14 protein-coding genes and 1 pseudogene are annotated in these 15,675 nt (G+C 72.3%); 6 read left to right on the top strand and 9 right to left on the bottom strand.

Going from position 1 to position 15,675, the window contains the following annotated elements:
* Positions 1 to 243 precede the first annotated feature (243 nt).
* Positions 244 to 1,494 carry an IS701 family transposase gene (locus tag CP973_RS07920; RefSeq protein WP_167538286.1) on the bottom strand — a complete coding sequence of 417 codons (1,251 nt, stop codon included), beginning with the start codon at positions 1,492 to 1,494 and terminating at the stop codon, positions 244 to 246.
* Between the two features lie 171 nt (positions 1,495 to 1,665).
* Between CP973_RS07920 and CP973_RS07915 the strand changes: the two genes are divergently transcribed.
* Positions 1,666 to 2,043, top strand: coding sequence for an arsenate reductase family protein (locus CP973_RS07915; protein WP_150238812.1), 378 nt, complete (start codon positions 1,666 to 1,668; stop codon positions 2,041 to 2,043).
* A gap of 44 nt (positions 2,044 to 2,087) precedes the next feature.
* Here the strand turns inward: CP973_RS07915 and CP973_RS07910 are convergent, their stop codons facing one another.
* Positions 2,088 to 2,282: a hypothetical protein gene (locus CP973_RS07910; protein WP_150238810.1), complete on the bottom strand. Its 195-nt coding sequence runs from the start codon at positions 2,280 to 2,282 to the stop codon at positions 2,088 to 2,090.
* A gap of 577 nt (positions 2,283 to 2,859) precedes the next feature.
* On the opposite strand from CP973_RS07910, the pseudogene CP973_RS07905 reads away from it, so the two are divergent.
* Positions 2,860 to 3,509: pseudogene (locus CP973_RS07905) on the top strand (acyltransferase family protein); the annotation flags it as partial.
* 59 nt (positions 3,510 to 3,568) lie between these two features.
* Here the strand turns inward: CP973_RS07905 and CP973_RS07900 are convergent.
* Positions 3,569 to 4,363, bottom strand: a complete 795-nt coding sequence (locus CP973_RS07900) for an ABC transporter ATP-binding protein (RefSeq protein ID WP_150243276.1) — start codon at positions 4,361 to 4,363, stop codon at positions 3,569 to 3,571.
* 323 nt (positions 4,364 to 4,686) lie between these two features.
* Here CP973_RS07900 and CP973_RS07895 point away from each other — a divergent pair, with 323 nt between their 5' ends.
* Complete coding sequence (locus CP973_RS07895) at positions 4,687 to 5,892, top strand: cation:proton antiporter (RefSeq protein WP_150238808.1); 1,206 nt, start codon at positions 4,687 to 4,689, stop codon at positions 5,890 to 5,892.
* Here CP973_RS07895 and CP973_RS07890 read toward each other — a convergent pair.
* Positions 5,834 to 6,295: an SRPBCC family protein gene (locus tag CP973_RS07890; protein WP_150238806.1), complete on the bottom strand. Its 462-nt coding sequence runs from the start codon at positions 6,293 to 6,295 to the stop codon at positions 5,834 to 5,836. The genes CP973_RS07895 and CP973_RS07890 overlap by 59 nt on opposite strands.
* Positions 6,296 to 6,445: 150 nt before the next feature.
* The gene (locus CP973_RS07885; RefSeq protein WP_150238803.1) at positions 6,446 to 7,588 is read right to left on the bottom strand and encodes a PP2C family protein-serine/threonine phosphatase; all 1,143 of its coding nucleotides are present in this window, start codon (positions 7,586 to 7,588) and stop codon (positions 6,446 to 6,448) included.
* A gap of 127 nt (positions 7,589 to 7,715) precedes the next feature.
* On the opposite strand from CP973_RS07885, the gene CP973_RS07880 reads away from it, so the two are divergent.
* Complete coding sequence (locus CP973_RS07880) at positions 7,716 to 8,945, top strand: GNAT family N-acetyltransferase (protein WP_150238801.1); 1,230 nt, start codon at positions 7,716 to 7,718, stop codon at positions 8,943 to 8,945.
* Between the two features lie 30 nt (positions 8,946 to 8,975).
* Here the strand turns inward: CP973_RS07880 and CP973_RS07875 are convergent, their stop codons facing one another.
* Positions 8,976 to 9,785 (bottom strand): Fpg/Nei family DNA glycosylase, encoded by an 810-nt coding sequence (locus CP973_RS07875; RefSeq protein WP_150238799.1) that lies wholly within the window; start codon positions 9,783 to 9,785, stop codon positions 8,976 to 8,978.
* An 88-nt stretch (positions 9,786 to 9,873) separates the two neighbouring features.
* A complete protein-coding gene (locus tag CP973_RS07870) occupies positions 9,874 to 10,362 on the bottom strand; it encodes a ribose-5-phosphate isomerase (RefSeq protein ID WP_150238798.1) in 489 nt (162 codons plus the stop codon).
* 227 nt (positions 10,363 to 10,589) lie between these two features.
* Here CP973_RS07870 and CP973_RS07865 point away from each other — a divergent pair, with 227 nt between their 5' ends.
* A complete protein-coding gene (locus CP973_RS07865) occupies positions 10,590 to 12,104 on the top strand; it encodes an amino acid permease (protein ID WP_150238797.1) in 1,515 nt (504 codons plus the stop codon).
* On the opposite strand, the gene CP973_RS07860 is transcribed toward CP973_RS07865, so the two are convergent.
* Entirely contained in the window at positions 12,065 to 13,915 is a 1,851-nt protein-coding gene (locus CP973_RS07860) for a serine/threonine-protein kinase (RefSeq protein ID WP_244409324.1), read from the bottom strand. The genes CP973_RS07865 and CP973_RS07860 overlap by 40 nt on opposite strands.
* Between CP973_RS07860 and CP973_RS07855 the strand changes: the two genes are divergently transcribed.
* Positions 13,896 to 14,735, top strand: a complete 840-nt coding sequence (locus tag CP973_RS07855) for a hypothetical protein (RefSeq protein WP_244409323.1) — start codon at positions 13,896 to 13,898, stop codon at positions 14,733 to 14,735. The genes CP973_RS07860 and CP973_RS07855 overlap by 20 nt on opposite strands.
* Before the next feature lie 105 nt (positions 14,736 to 14,840).
* Here CP973_RS07855 and CP973_RS07850 read toward each other — a convergent pair whose 3' ends face one another.
* Positions 14,841 to 15,440, bottom strand: coding sequence for a biotin transporter BioY (locus CP973_RS07850; protein WP_150238795.1), 600 nt, complete (start codon positions 15,438 to 15,440; stop codon positions 14,841 to 14,843).
* Positions 15,441 to 15,675: the final 235 nt, after the last annotated feature.

The raw sequence follows: 15,675 nt of genomic DNA, 5'->3' as shown, positions 1-15,675 counted from the left end.
AACCCGCCCGCAATTTCTTGTCATCCGCCGAGCAGGACCGGCCGTTCCCCCCGAGCGCCTGGCTAGTACTCCAGCAGGACTTCGCTGTCTGACCTGTGGGTTTGGCTGGGCGGCTGGAGTGTAGCGGGCCGGAACATGGTCAGGGACGGTCATACGAAGGCCGCCCCTCGAACGTGTGATCCCGCCGTCGGTAATGACAGCGACGAGCGACTGCCTGGCGCCGACGGCGCCAGTTCGACCAGTTCACCGCGTGGTGTCTGCCTCGGTGTCCGTGTAGGTGCGGGGGCCGGGGACGACAAGCTGCCAGGAGTCGCCGAACCTCCGCCACGGTGAGCGCGGTGGCCCCGACTCTCTCACCGGTGGCGCCCCCTTTTCGCTCGCTTGGTGGGCGGTGACGGCCAGGAAGGCGTGGGCGAGCATGGCCAGGGTGATGTGCCGATACCAGCCCACGTAACGGCGGACTTCGTACTGGTCCAGCCCGCACTCGTTCTTCGCCGCCTGGAAACACTCCTCGATGGCCCACCGCGACCCGGCGATCCGCACCAGTTCCCGGACGGTGGCCTCCAGGGGGCCGTAGGCGAGGTAATAGGCGATCTCATCTGGGCGGGACATGCTGCGGCGGGCCAGCGCCCACCGCATCCGGAACGGGACGTCGCCCTGGTAGTCGAACTCGGCAACGGCCGGCAGCCGCACGGCCGCCCAGTGGTAGATGCGCGGTCCCTTCGCGCCGTCGCCGCAGGAAAGCGTCTGCCATGCCTCGGCCGGGGCCTGCGCGAACAGGTGGTCGATGCGGGGGCAGCCCACGGTGGACTGGGACTTGGGCACGGCGAGCACGTAGCCGACGCCGGACTGTTCCAGCAGCCGGCGCAAGCGGTCTTCCTGTCCGTAGGCGGAATCCGCGGTGACCCAGGTGACAGGCAGTGCTGAGGCCAGGGCCCGCAGCACCATGCGCCGCGCCAGTTGCCCCTTGGTGGCGAACGCCTGGGCCTCGGGGATCTTGGCCGCGCGGCAGCGTGTTTCGTCCTCGGCCCAGGACTTGGGGATATACAACTCCCGGTCTACCAGGGCCCGTCCGCGGCGAGAGGCATAGGCGGCGAAGACACCGATCTGACAATTCTCTGTACGGCCGGCGGTGCCGGAATATTGGCGTTGAACCCCGGCGGAGGTGCTGCCCTTCTTGAGGAAGCCGGTGTCGTCGACGATGAGGACGCCTTCATCCTCGCCGAGCTGGTCGGCGACGTATTGCTGCAGGTCATCACGGATGTCGTCAGGCTGCCACTTCGCGCCGGCCAGCAAGTGCTGCAGACCGTCGGGAGTGGCGTGGCCTGCCTGCTCGGCCAGCTGCCAGCTGTTCTTCCGGGCGACCGGGGCAAGCAGCCCGCGAACGTAGTCACGCATGCGGCGGCGAAGCTCCACCCGGCCGAAACGATGGCCGATGGTGATGAGAAGGTCATCGAGTTCCAGGTCCCACTGCGCGGCAGCCCGCTCTGTCATCACGAGGAAACCTTGCCCTCGTCGCTGTCATTACCGACGGCGGGATCACACGTTCGAGGGGCGGCCTTCGTATGACCGTCCCTGACCATGTTCCGGCCCGCTACACTCCAGCCGCCCAGCCAAACCCACAGGTCAGACAGCGAAGTCCTGCTGGAGTACTAGGCTGCCCCCATGGAGATCTGGCTCAATCCCGCGTGTTCCAAATGCCGTTCCGCCGTCGATCTGCTCGACGGGGAAGGGGTGCGGTACACGGTGCGGCGCTACCTCGAACAGCCGCCGACCGCCGCCGAGTTGCGTCAGGTGCTGGACCGGCTCGGGCTGGAGCCGTGGGACATCACGCGTACACAGGAGGCCGAGGCGAAGGAGCTGGGGATCGGCGACTGGGAGCGTACGGACGCCGAGCGCGAGCGGTGGGTCGAGGCGCTGGCCGGCCATCCGCGGCTGATCCAGCGGCCGATCATCACGGCGGACGACGGCACGGCGCTGGTGGGGCGCAGCGAGGAGGCCGTACGGGAGGCGGTCGCGCGGAGCGGACGCGACGACCGCTGACGTGCCGGCCGGGCCCCTGCGGGCGCGGTAGGGGCCCGGATGCGCTAGAAGCTGATGTTGTTGATCGTCTCGGCCACCGAGTTCAGGAACCGGTTGATGGACGGCGCGATGCCCGTGGAGGCGAGGAAGAAGCCGAAGAGGATGGCGACGACCGCCGGACCCGCCTTGAGCGATTTACCGCGTATCAACACGACCATGATGATGCCCAACAACAGCACGACGGACAGCGAAAGAGCCACAACTGATCACACCCTCGGTCGGAACGCCTGGCCGGCCCCGGAAGCATGCAGCCGCGCACACCCCCGCTCGGCACCATCGTGCCACCAAGTCCTTGCCCAGTGGAGGCGGGTGGCGAATCATCGGCCAAGGCTTTGCCCGGCCACGGGACGGCCGGGCGCCGGCCCGTGGCCGGACGGCGGTCGGCCGTACGGGAATTGACGTCACCGGCCGCGTTCCGGCCAACGGCCGGATCCTTTCGCAGGGTTCGGGTGAAGGTCCGCACGCTTCCCGGCCCCTCCTTTGTGCGTACGTGAATTCATCTGACGTGGACACGACCAACAGCCATCTCACCGCACCGACATACCGGTAGCGAAGTGGACATCACCCCCCGGTTTGACCGTAAGACATAGGCCCTTCGACGGCCGGACGTGATATGCGGAACCAGTTGTTCACCGGCACTCCGCAAAACAGCCGGAAGCACTTCCCCGGCACCATCCCGAACGCCACCCGAACGGGAATTCCCCGCCACACCGCCCGCAATACACATTCGACGGCGAGGGATTTACGCATTCACCGGCCTCCACCAGGGTGCGGCAGATGCTTTCCGCCGCACCGGCCTCACGACGTGTGCCCCCGCCGACCGCACGGGCTCCGGACCGGGACCCGGCGCCCGCGGCGGAGACCATACGGACCGGCGGCGGAAGCGGCCGGGACGCCTTCTTCGGCAATGCGAAGTACCTGGCGATCGTGCTGGCCGTCATGGGCCATTCCCGGGAGCCGCTGACCGGGCAGAGCCGCGCCGCCGATGCGCTCTACATGACGGTCTACGCCTTTCGCATGCCGGCATTCATCGTCATCTCCGGATATTTCTCGCGCGGTTTCGATCTGCGGGCGGACCGGCTGCGGCGGCTGGTCACCGGCGTCGTGGCGCCGTATGCCGTCTTCGAGACCGCCCACACCCTCTTCGCGCGCCGGGCGGCCCCCGACCCGGAAATGCCGGTCAGCCTCCTGGGCCCCTGGTACCTCACCTGGTTCCTGGCGGCGCTGTTCGTGTGGCGGCTGACCACTCGGCTGTGGTGGACCGTACGGTGACCGGTTCCGCTCGCGCCGGCCGTCGCCCACCGGCCTCGGTGTCCCCGGAGATCGGCGACGGCCTGGACATGCAACGGCTGCTCCAGTTCCTGCCGTTCTTCGTGCTGGGGCCGCGCCTGCGGCCGGAGCACTTCGCGCCGCTGCGGCGGCGGAGCCCAGGATGGCGTGGCGTTCCGAAGGGAACCGGCCGGGCACCGAGAGCCGGCCGCACCGCTCAGGCCGCCGCCCGCCGGGCGTGCCGGGCGAGGGCCGCCATCCGGGCCGCCACCTCTTCGGCCGAGGGCCGTTCTAGGCTGCCGGTGAGCGTGCCGTCGGCGAGGAAGAGGACCCGGTCGGCCCAGGAGGCGGCCACCGGGTCGTGGGTGACCATGACGACGGTGGTGCCGAGCGCGTCGACGGCGTGCCGCAGCAGGGCGAGGACCTCGGCGGCGGTGGCGGCGTCGAGCGCGCCGGTCGGTTCGTCGGCGAAGACCACGTCGGGGCCGGTGACCAGGGCGCGGGCGACGGCGACGCGCTGCTGCTGGCCGCCGGAGAGCTGACCGGGGCGCCGCCCGGCGTGCTCCGCGAGGCCCACCCGGGCCAGCGCCTCGGCCGTCCGCCGCCGGTCGGCGCGCTGTCCGGCGAGCCGCATCGGCAGGGCGACGTTCTGCTCGACGGTCAGCGACGGCAGCAGGTTGAACGCCTGGAAGACGAAGCCGAGGCGTTCGCGGCGCAGGGCCGTGAGCCGGCCCTCCCGCATGCGGGTGATGTCCGTGCCGCCGACGCGGACCGTGCCGCCGGTCGGCCGGTCCAGGCCCGCGGCGCACTGGAGGAACGTGGACTTGCCGGAGCCGGAGGGCCCCATCACGGCGGTGAAGCTGCCGTGCGGCAGGGCGAGGTCGATGCCGCGCAGCGCGTGCACGGCGCCCGCGCCGCGGCCGTACTGCCGCCGGACCCCGCGCAGCTCCACGGCGCAGGCGCCGCCGTCCGGCCCCGGCCGGTGCCGGCGTGCCTCGCCCTTCGGGCCCATCGCGTCGCCCCCCGTCTCCCGCATTCGGTCCATCCCTCGACCGTACGGAGCCGGGGTGAACCTGGGCCATGACGGCTGCCGGTGGCTTCGGGGTGGGGAAAACCCCAGGCAGGGCTCTCGACGGGAGGGCCGGGAAGGTCCCGGAGGCGGGTCGGTGGAGCGGTGGGCGGCAGTCCGGCGAAGCGGGAGGCGGAAGCGGACGTTCCAGCCGGAAAAGTCGTTTGGTAAACTAACTACTAACGCTTTCTTGACTCCCCCTTGACCGAACATCGTCCGGCCGAACCCCTGGAGGAGCCATCGGACACGCAGAAACCCTCCTCGCGATGGGCGGGGCCTTCCTGGCCGCCGCCGTCCTCGCCCGCCTGGGCAGCCGCATCGGGCTCCCCACGATCCCCCTGTTCATCCTGGCCGGAATACTGCTCGGCCCGCACACCCCCGGCATCGCCCTGGTCGACGACCCGCACGAGCTGGAAATGCTCTCCCTGCTGGGTCTGGTGCTGCTGCTCTTCTACCTCGGCCTCGAATTCCATATGGACGACCTCAAGGAGGGCGGCCGGAAAATGGCCGTCGCCGGGGCCGCCTACCTGGCGCTGAACGTCGGCGCCGGCCTCGTCTTCGGCTTCCTGGTCGGCTGGGGCACCTCCGAGGCGCTGGTCCTGGCCGGGGTGCTCGGCATCTCCTCGTCGGCGATCGTCACCAAGGTCCTGATGGACACCGGCCGCCTCGGCAACCCCGAGACCAAGCCGATCCTCGGCATCATCGTGGTCGAGGACATCTTCCTCGCGCTGTACCTGGCCGCCCTCCAGCCGGTGATCTCCGGCGCCGACTCGATGGCCTCGGCCGTGCTCGACGCGGGCAAGGCGTTCGGCTTCCTGCTGCTCCTGGCCGTGGTCGCCCGCTGGGGCACGACGGTGATCGGCAAGCTGATCGCCACCAAGGACAACGAGCTGCTGGTCATCTCCTTCCTCGGGGCCGCCGTCTTCGTGGCGGGCGTCTCGGAGTGGTTCGGCGTGGCGGACGCCATCGGCGCGTTCATGGTCGGCCTGATGCTCGGCAGCACCGGCTCCGGCAAGCGGATCATGGAGCTGGTGCACCCGCTGCGGGACGCCTTCGGAGCGATCTTCTTCTTCGCCTTCGGCCTGTCCATCGACCCCGGCGACCTGCCGTCGGTGGTGTGGCCGGTGCTGATCGCGGTGGCGCTGACGCTGGTCATGAACGTGGTCGCGGGGCTGGTCGCGGCCCGGATCTACGGCTTCGGGCCGCGCCCGGCCGCGAACATCGCCACCGCGCTGCTCGCCCGCGGCGAGTTCGCGCTGATCCTGGCGACGATGGCGGCGGGCGCCGGGCTGGACGAGCGGCTGGCGCCGTTCATCGCCGGGTACGTCCTGATCCTGGCCGTACTGGGACCGCTGGCGGCCGGCCGGTCGGCGTGGCTGGCCCGGCTCCTGCCGGGCGGCGGGGACCGGACGCTCACGGCATCGCCCACGGCTCCCGCGGCAGCGGGCGGCCGGTCTCCAGAAGCGTCTTGAGGTTGGCGAGCACCGCGGACCAGCCCCCGGCCGCCGCCTCCCGCGCGGCCTCGTCGGCCAGGTCCTCGTGCGTCAGGGTCAGCCGGACGATCTCCTCGTACGGCTCGACGCCGAACGTCACGGCGGAGACGCCCGGCTCGCCCCGGCCCGTCGGCCCGCCCGGCTCCGCCCACGTGGTCACCAGCCGCGTGGGCGGCGCGCTCTCCAGGACCACGCCCTCGACGTCGGCGATGCCCGAGCCGTCGGTGCGCCGGTGCTCCCAGCGCGAGCCGGGCCGCCAGTCGGAGACGTTGCCGTGCCCCCAGTACGCGGCCGACAGCTCGGGGTCGGTCAGGGCGTGCCAGACCTTTTCCGGTGTGCTCGCGAGGTACGTGACGTAGCGGAAGGTGAGGGTGCCGGCCATGCGTCCTCCATGGATCGTTCGAGGCGTCGGGTTCCCATGAAGCGCGGCGGGGCCGGGGCGACGGGGCTTTTCCCTCCCCCGGCGCAGCGTGTTCACCGGGTTGGCGGCCCGGGCACGGCCCGGCCGCGCCGTGAGGCTCGCCCTCGGCCCTCAGTCGCGGCAGATCAGCAGCAGCGCCCGGTCGTCGTTCACGTCCTTGGCCACCGCCTCGATCAGATGCCAGGCGGCGCCCGCGAAGCCGCAGGCCACATAGCGGTCGGCCTCGCCGGTCAGCCGGTCGATGCCCTCGGCGATGTCCCGGTCGGCGGCCTCGACCAGGCCGTCCGTGAAGAGCATCAGCACATCGCCGGGGCGCAGCGTCCCTTTGACGGGGTCGAACTGCGCCCCGTCGTACACCCCGAGCAGCGGCCCCTCCGCCGCCTTCTCCTCCCAGCGGCCGGTGCCCGCGCTGAGCTGGAGGGCGGGCAGGTGCCCGGCGGACAGCAGCTCGTAGTCGCCGGACTCCAGGTCCAGCACCAGGTGGATGGAGGTGGCGAAGCCCTCGTCCCAGTCCTGGCGCAGCAGGTAGCCGTTGGCGGCGGGCAGGAAGCCGTGCGGCGGCAGCGAGCCGAGCAGGCCGCCGAAGGCGCCGGACAGCAGCAGCGCGCGGGAGGCCGCGTCCATGCCCTTGCCGGACACGTCGGTCAGCACGACTTCGAGGATGTTGCCGCCGTGGGTGCGGGAGGCGACGACGAAGTCGCCGGAGAAGGACTGCCCGCCGGCCGGCCGCAGCGCCATCTCGTGGTGCCAGCCGGCCGGCAGCTTGGGCAGCTTGCTCTGGACGCGGATGCGTTCGCGCAGGTCGAAGAGCATCGTCCCGCCGCGCCGCCACGGCACGCCGACCCGGCTGCGGAACTGGGCGATCAGCAGCCCGGACAGGCCGACCGCGGCGACCACCAGGACGGTGCCCGGGGTGATCCGGTCGCGGCCCTGGTCGTACGGGCCGAGCAGCGACGCCTCGACGATCAGGGCGGCGGCGGACGTGCCGTACAGGGCGAGCAGGTTGGCCGGGCGCAGCAGCAGCCCGCCCGCGATGACCGGCAGGACCAGCGCGGTCGGCGAGATCCAGTCGGGCCGCCAGATGGTGCCGCAGGCGATGGCGGGGATGGCGATCAGGAGGGCGGCCAGGGCGATCCAGTCCGAGCCGTCGCCGCGGAAGTAGTCGACCCCGGCTTTGCGCACGCTGATGCGGGCCCGGTGGAACGCCTTGCGCCACCGGGCCGTCAGGGACTCCGCTCCCGTGCTGCTCGCCATTGTTCTGGGACCTTATCCACCCGTTCGGCGGCGCGTCGATTCGCGGCGCGCCGCCTGGCGCAATCGCCCGGAAACGGCGTTCGAAAAACGGTCGCGCGGCCGTAAGGCGTCCTGCTACGCATGGCCCATGACGACAGAGTTACGGCAGCTGCGTCCGGACGACTGGGACGACTGGTACGCATCGCTGGAGCGGGTGTTCGGCGGCACTCCGGAGGCCCCGGAGGAGCGCGCCCTGTGGCGGGGGCTCGGGGAGCCCGAGCGCAGCCTGACCGTCCGGGACGGGGGCGACGTCGTCGGCACGGCGGGGGCGTTCACCTTCCGGCTGTCGCTGCCCGGCGGCGCCGTCGTCCCGGCGGCCGGCGTGACGATGGTCAGCGTGCAGCCGACGCACCGGCGGCGCGGCCTCCTGCGCGAGATGATGCGCCGCCAGCTCGCGGACGTACGGGCCCGGCGCGAGCCGCTGGCCGTGCTGACCGCCTCCGAACCGGCCATCTACGGGCGCTTCGGGTACGGCACCGCGACCGAGGCGGTGGCCATGACGCTCGACACGCTGCGGCTGTCCGTGGCCGCGCCGCCCGGCGCCGACGCCGTACGGCTGCGGCTGGCCGACCCGGAAGCCGCGCTGACGGACTGCGAGAAGGTCTACGAACAGCTGGTCGCCGGCCGTCCCGGGATGCTCGCCCGGCAGCCCGGCTGGGAGCGGCTGCCGCTGCTCGACCCGGAGGCCGACCGGGACGGGGCCGGTCCGGTGCTGTGTGTGCTGGCCGAGGTGGACGGCGAGGTGCGCGGGTACGCGCGCTACGCGGTCACGGCGGGCTGGGACGCGGGCGGCCCGGACGGCACGGTGACGGTGCGCGACGTCGAGGCGCTGGACCCGGTCGTCTACGCGGCGCTGTGGCGCTATCTGTTCGGCATCGACCTGACGTCCCGGGTGCGGGTGCGCAACCGGCCGGCCGACGATCCGCTGCTGCACCTCGTCGACGACATCCGGCGCTGCCAGGTCAAGGTGCGCGAGTCGCTGTTCGTACGGCTGGTGGAGGTCGGCGAGGCGCTCGCGGCGCGGGCGTACGCGGCGCCGGTGGACGTGGTCCTGGAGGTGGCCGACGCCTTCTGCCCCTGGAACGAGGGCCGGTGGCGGCTGGCCGGCGACGGGCGGGGCGCTTCGTGCGAGCGGACCGGGGACCCTGCCGACCTGGCCCTGTCCGTACGGGAACTGGGCTCCGCGTATCTGGGCGGGTTCTCGCTGAGTGCGCTGGCGGCGGCGGGCCGGGTGCGGGAGCTGCGGCCCGGCGCGCTGCGCGAGGCGTCGGTGGCCTTCGGCTGGCACATCAAGCCGTGGCTGCCGCACGGCTTCTGAGGACCGCGCGGGGTGCCCCGGCCGGGGCCCTCACTTCGGCTGGCAGGTGGGGCACCAGAAGAGGTTGCGGTTGGCCAGGGGCGCGGTGCGGATCTCGGAGCGGCAGATGTGGCACTCCTGGCGGGCACGGCGATAGACGTAGACCTCGCCGCCGTGGTCGTCGACGCGCGGCGGACGGCCCATGGCCTCGGGGAGGTGTTCGGCGCGTACGGTGTCGATGCGATTGTGCCGCACCCCTTCGCGCATCAGGGCGACCAGATCCGCCCAGATCGCGTCCCATTCGGACCGCAGCAGATCACGCCCGGCACGGTACGGGTCGATGTTGTGCCGGAAGAGCACTTCGGCGCGGTAGACGTTGCCGACGCCCGCGATCACCTTCTGGTCCATCAGCAGCGCGGCGACCGACGTACGGCTGCGCGAGATCCGCGCCCAGGCCCGCTCGCCGTCGTCCCCGGGACGCAGCGGGTCGGGGCCGAGCCGGTCGTGTATCGCCTGCTTCTCGGCGTCGGTGAGCAGCGCGCAGGCGGTGGGCCCGCGCAGGTCCGCGTAGGACGCGTCGTCGGCCAGCCGCAGCCGTACGGTGTCGGTGGGCGGCGGCGCGGGGGCGTCACCGAAGTTCAGCTTGCCGAAGAGACCGAGGTGGACGTGGACCCACCCGGCGGGCCCGAAGCCGAGGAAGAGGTGCTTGCCGTGCGCCTCGGCGGTGGTCATGACCCGGCCGTCGATCAGCGCCGCGCTGTCGGAGAACTTGCCCTGGGGGCTGCTCGCCCGGACCGGCGCGCCCTCGAAGCGCGCACGGTGGTCCAGCGCGAGGCGGTGGATCGTGTGCCCCTCGGGCATGGGCCGGTGCCTCCTCGGCGGGGTGGGACGGGGTGCGTACGGCGTCCGCCCGCGCCGGCGGCGGCGCGGGCGGTACGACGGGCGGGGCTCAGCCCTGCTGCGGGTGGTGGGCCGGGATCTCCGGGAGCTCGCCGGTGGTCTCGTAGCGGGAGAGCATCTCGATGCGGCGGGTGTGCCGCTCCTCGTTCGAGTACGGCGTGGCGAGGAACGCCGCGATGAACTTCGTGGCCTCGTCCTGGGTGTGCATCCGGCCGCCGACCGAGATGACGTTGGCGTTGTTGTGCTCGCGGCCCAGCTTGGCGGTCTCCTCGCTCCAGGCCAGCACCGCCCGGACGCCCTTGACCTTGTTGGCGGCGATCTGCTCACCGTTGCCCGAGCCGCCGATCACGACGCCCAGGCTCTCCGGGTCGGCCGCGGTCCGCTCGGCGGCGCGCAGGCAGAACGGCGGGTAGTCGTCCACGGCGTCGTAGATGTGCGGGCCGCAGTCCACGGGCTCGTGGCCGTTGGCCTTGAGCCACTCGACGAGGTGGTTCTTCAGTTCGAAACCGGCATGGTCGGAGCCGAGATACACGCGCATGTGCTGAGTGTTGCACGAGTGTGTGGCCGATCAGGCCCGGGGTAGGCGTCGCCGGGGCTTCGGCCCGTCGGCCCTCCGGGTCCCCGCCCGCCATACATGCCATGTACACGCGATGACATGCGGAAATGAGATCCACGCAACGATCCGGATTCAGATCTTCCAAAGCGGCCGTTGACGAAGTTCTAATGCGGGGACTCGACACCGAGAACCACAGAAGGACGGTGCACATGGGCGCGCACCCGCCGACCATGAACGCGGGCCGGGCGACCGGGGATCCCGGTGGCGGCCCCGGCGGAGACCGGTCTCCCGACGGACTCAAAGCAGGTCTCAAGAACCGCCATCTGTCGATGATCGCCATCGGCGGTGTGATCGGCGCGGGCCTGTTCGTGGGCTCCGGCGCGGGCATCGCGGCCGCCGGCCCCGGCATCCTGATCTCGTACGCGCTCACCGGCCTGCTGGTCGTCCTGGTGATGCGGATGCTGGGCGAGATGGCCGCCGCCTCCCCCACCTCCGGCTCCTTCTCCGCCTACGCGGACCGGGCGCTGGGCCGCTGGGCGGGCTTCACCATCGGCTGGCTGTACTGGTTCTTCTGGTCGGTCGTGCTGGCCGTCGAGGCGACCGCCGCCGCCTCGATCCTCACCGGCTGGGTCCCCGCCGTCCCGCAGTGGGCGTGGGCGCTGCTGGTGATGATCGTGCTGACCGGCACCAACCTGATCTCCGTCGGGTCGTTCGGCGAGTTCGAGTTCTGGTTCGCCGGGATCAAGGTCGTGGCGATCGTGGTGTTCATCGTGATCGGCGCGCTGGCGATCTTCGGGCTGCCGCCCGGCGACCACGCGGTGGGCATGGCGAACCTGACCGGCCACGGCGGGTTCCTGCCGAACGGTCCGGGCGCGATCCTCTCCGGCATGCTGCTGGTGGTCTTCTCCTTCATGGGCAGCGAGATCGTCACGCTGGCCGCGAGCGAGTCGCCCAACCCGGTACAGGCCGTCCGCAAGGCCGTCAACAGCGTCATCTGGCGGATCGCGCTCTTCTACATCGGCTCGATCACGGTGATCGTGACGCTGCTGCCGTGGGACGACCCGGCGCTCGACAAGAGCCCGTACGTGGCCGTCCTGAAGTCGCTGGACATCCCGGCGGCCGGCACCGTCATGGACGTCGTGGTGCTCACCGCCGTGCTGTCCTGCCTGAACTCCGGCCTCTACACCGCCTCCCGGATGGCGTTCTCGCTCGGTGAGCGCGGCGACGCGCCCAAGTCCTTCGCGCGGGTGAACAAGGGCGGCGTCCCGGCGACCGCCATCTGGGCCTCGGTCGCCTTCGGCTTCGTCGCGACGATCTTCAGCTACACCTCGAAGGACACCGTCTTCGAGTTCCTGCTGAACTCCTCCGGCGCGGTGGCGCTCTTCGTCTGGCTGGTCATCTGCTTCTCGCAGCTGCGGATGCGCAAGGTCATCGAGCGGGACATGCCGGAGCGGCTGACCGTACGGATGTGGCTCTACCCGTACCTGACGTACGCGACGATCGCGCTGATCCTGTTCGTCGTCGGCTACATGTTCTACAACCCCGACGGCCGCAAGCAGATGGTGCTCTCGGTGGTCGCGGCCGTGGTCGTGCTGGCCGTGGGGCTGGTGCTGGACCGCCGGCGCCGGGCCGCGGGCGGCGCGGCACAGGCCGCCGCGGACGGCGGCGACGGCGGGCCCGCCGGTCACGGCGACGTGCGGAAGGACTCCTTGACCCGGTCGTAGGCGCGCCGGGCGGCGGCCCCGGCGGAGTCCAGGTACCAGAGGTTGATCTGGTAGGTGCGGTCCCCGGTACGGAAGCCGAGCTGCCGCCCGTGCGCCGGTTTGCCGTCCCTGAGGTAGGCGAAGTCCCACACGACGGCCGGGTGCCCCTGGAAGGTGGCGCGCTCCAGCCGCGTCCTGCGGTAGCCCGGCACATCGTGCTGCTGCGCCTCGTACTGCTGCCAGACGGTCAGCAGATCGCCGCCGGAGGACGGGTCCTGGCGCGCGGAGACGAGCGTGGAGCCGTCCTTCGTGCTGTAGGTGACGTGGCTGGACGACTCCTCGGTGCGGTTCCAGCCGGCGGGCGGAATCCAGCTGAACCCGTTCTCCGTACGGCGGGACCCGGCCGTGTCCGCCGGGCCGCCGGTCGTGGGCGCGGTGCCCGCGCCGGCCGTGGTCGGACGCCCGGACCCCGCCCCGGCCCCGGCCGTGCCGCCGGGGTCCGCGCCCTGGGCCAGCACGACGACCACCACGACCGCGGCGGCCGACACGGCGACGCCCCCGGCGGCGAGCAGCGCGTGGCGCTTGCGGCGGGGGCGGGCCGGTGGGGCTGCGGGTAAGGGTGAGGGTTCCGTGGCGGGGGGCCGCGCGGGGGCGGCTTCGGGCACCTGCGCTTCGGACGCCTTCGCTTCGGGCATCTGCGCTTCGGGTACCTGCGCTTCAGGCCGTATATGGGCTCCGGGCGGCACCTCGGCCCCCGGCGGCACCTCGGCTTCCGGCAGCGCCTCCGCTGCGGATGGTTCCACCGCCTCCCGCTCCCCCGCCCGCTTCCCCTCCGGCGGTGTACGCGTCGCGAAGGCCCCGGCCGGGAGGGCCCCGGCCTCCACCACCTCGATGCGCTCCGGTGCCGGATCGGCCACGGTGGGCGTACGGACGTCCACGGTCCCGGCCGCGCTCATCGCCGCCGTCGGGGCCGCCGCCGCGGCCTGCCGTGCCAGCGGCTCCAGCCGTGCCTCGACCTCCGTGAGGGTGGGGCGCGCCTCGGGCGCCTTGTCGAGCAGGGCGACCAGCACCTCGCGCAGCGGGCCCGCGGCGGGCGGGATCGCGGGCTCCTCGTGCAGTACGGCGTGCAGCGTGGCGAGGGTGGTGGCGCGGGTGAACGGTGACCGGCCCGCCACCGCGGCGCACAGGGTGGCGCCCAGCGACCACAGGTCGGAAGGCGGGCCCTGCTCCTGGCCCGCCACCCGCTCGGGCGCCATGTAGTCCGGCGAGCCGATGAGCATGCCCGCCATGGTGAGGGCGGTGGCGTCCTGCATGGCCGCGATGCCGAAGTCGGTGAGGACCACCGCGCCGCGGTCGTCGATCAGGACGTTGCCGGGCTTGATGTCCCGGTGCAGTACGCCCACCGCGTGCACCTCGCGCAGCGCGCGGGCCAGTCCGGTGCCGACCCGGGCCGCCGCTTCCGGGGACAGCGGGCCGTCCTGGGCGAGGACCTGTTCCAGGGAGCGGGCCTGGACCAGCTGCATCACGATCCACAGCCGGTCGCCCTCCTCGGCCACGTCGTGCACGCGCACCACGTTGGGATGGTCGATACGGGCGGTGGCGCGGGCCTCGCGCAGGCTGCGCTCGCGCTGCACCACGCTCTCCTCGCCGGCGCGTTCGTCGATCCGTATTTCCTTGACCGCGACCCACCGGTCGAGGATTTCGTCGCGGGCGCGCCACACCCGGCCCATTCCGCCGCGGCCGATCAATTCCAGCAGACGGTAACGGCCGGCCGCCAGCCGGCCGGGACCCGCCTCGCTCGTATTCCCCACCATGCCCAGCCCCCACAGCACCCGTGGAATCTTGTGGTACCCATCAAATACCTCGGCCGAGGATGCGGAAAAGGGGGGATCGAGAATGTACACGACCCGACCGGGAAATCGTGTGCGCATGGTGGCGGCGGTCGCGGCGGGGCTGGCCCTGGCGGCCGGTCCGGCGGCGCTGGCGGCCGATCCGACGCCCGGCAGCAGCGCGGGCGGGAAGGCCGGTTCCGCAGCGCCGGCCGGCTACCGGGTGACCACCGAGCTGCCGGAGCGGATATCGGTGAAGACCGCCACCGGCGCGACCACGCTGACCGCCAAGGTCACCAACAAGGGCGGCAAGGACACCGGCGCGATCCGGCTCACGGTGGCCGGATTCCAGGGGCTGACGGTGAAGAACGTGACCGGCTGCACGAAGGTGCCCGAGGCGCGGCTGCCGGAGGGGGCGAACAGCGCGTATTCGTGTGCGATCAGTTCCCTGGCGAGCGGCAAGAGCCATACGTTCGACGTCACCGCGCATTTCGATCTGAAAAAGCAGGGGCAGATCTGTCTGCCGGTGACACTGGGAAACTCGGAAACCGTGCTGTGGCAGCAGGGACCGGTGAATTTCGGCACCCGTAATCCGGTGTCGGACGCGCCGGACACACCGCTGATGCTGAACACGGCGAATGTGCCGGCCGGTTCGTCGACCACCTCGCCGGCGCCGTCGGAGTCCGGCTCCGCGGCGCCCGGGGAGCGGCTGCCGCAGACGGGCGCCCCTTCGGTGCTGCCGCTGGCGGGCGCCGCCGCCGCGCTGCTGGCCCTCGGCGGGGCCGGGGTCTGGATCACCACCCGTCGGCAGAGCCGCAGGTGAGCACGGGCCGCAGGGCCCGTACGGACCCGGAACCCGGCCGGGCCCCGCGCCGCCACGCGAGGTGGTGGTGCGGGGCCCGGTCCGTGCGGTGCGGGGCGCGGGGGGTCAGCCGCGGCGGCCGAGCAGCTTCCACGCGGTGGGCAGCGCGCCCATCGCCAGCGCGGCCTTGAGGGCGTCGCCGATCAGGAACGGCACGAGGCCGGCCGCGACCGCCTGGCCGAACGGCATGCCGGTGCTCAGCGCGAGGAAGGGCACGCCGACCGCGTAGATCAGGGCGGTGCCGACGGCCATCGTGCCGGCCGTGCGCAGCGGGCCGCGGTCGCCGCCGCGGCGGGCCAGCGCACCGACCGCGGTGGCGGCGAGGAGCATGCCGAGGACGTACCCGAAGGTCGCGCCGCCGGCGCCGGAGGCGCCGTTCGCGAACCAGGGCAGGCCCGCCATGCCGAGCAGCGCGTACAGGCCGAGCGACGCGAAGCCGCGGCCGGCGCCGAGCGAGGCGCCCACGAGCAGCGCGGCGAAGGTCTGGCCGGTGACCGGGACCGGGGAGCCGGGGACCGGGACGGCGATCTGCGCGGCGATGCCGGTGAGCGCGGCGCCGCCGGCGATCAGCGCGGCGTCGCGGACACGGGCGCGGGTGGCGCCGGCTGCGGGCAGCAGATCGGCGAGGACCGCACCGGGCCTGGTGGTTGCGTCGGCAGTGCTCATCGGGACTCCGCGGGTGTGAGGTCGTGCGGGGACAGTCTGGGGACGCGTTGACGTTAGTCCAGCGCCCCACGGCCGATCATCGTGTGGCGGCGACAAAGGCGCAATGGTCTCCTTGGAGAGTTCCGAACAACGCGCCGGGCCCCGGCCGGTGCCGGCCCGTCGGCGGTCTTCGCAGGTCACGTGATGCTCATCACGGAAGACGCCGCGGACGGGCGCGCATTTTGTGGTAGCGCGC

This window comes from Streptomyces albofaciens JCM 4342 (assembly GCF_008634025.1).
GTDB lineage: Bacteria > Actinomycetota > Actinomycetes > Streptomycetales > Streptomycetaceae > Streptomyces > Streptomyces albofaciens.
The sequence above is the reverse complement of the archived record's forward strand: the minus strand, read 5'-3'. Positions and strand labels throughout refer to the sequence as shown.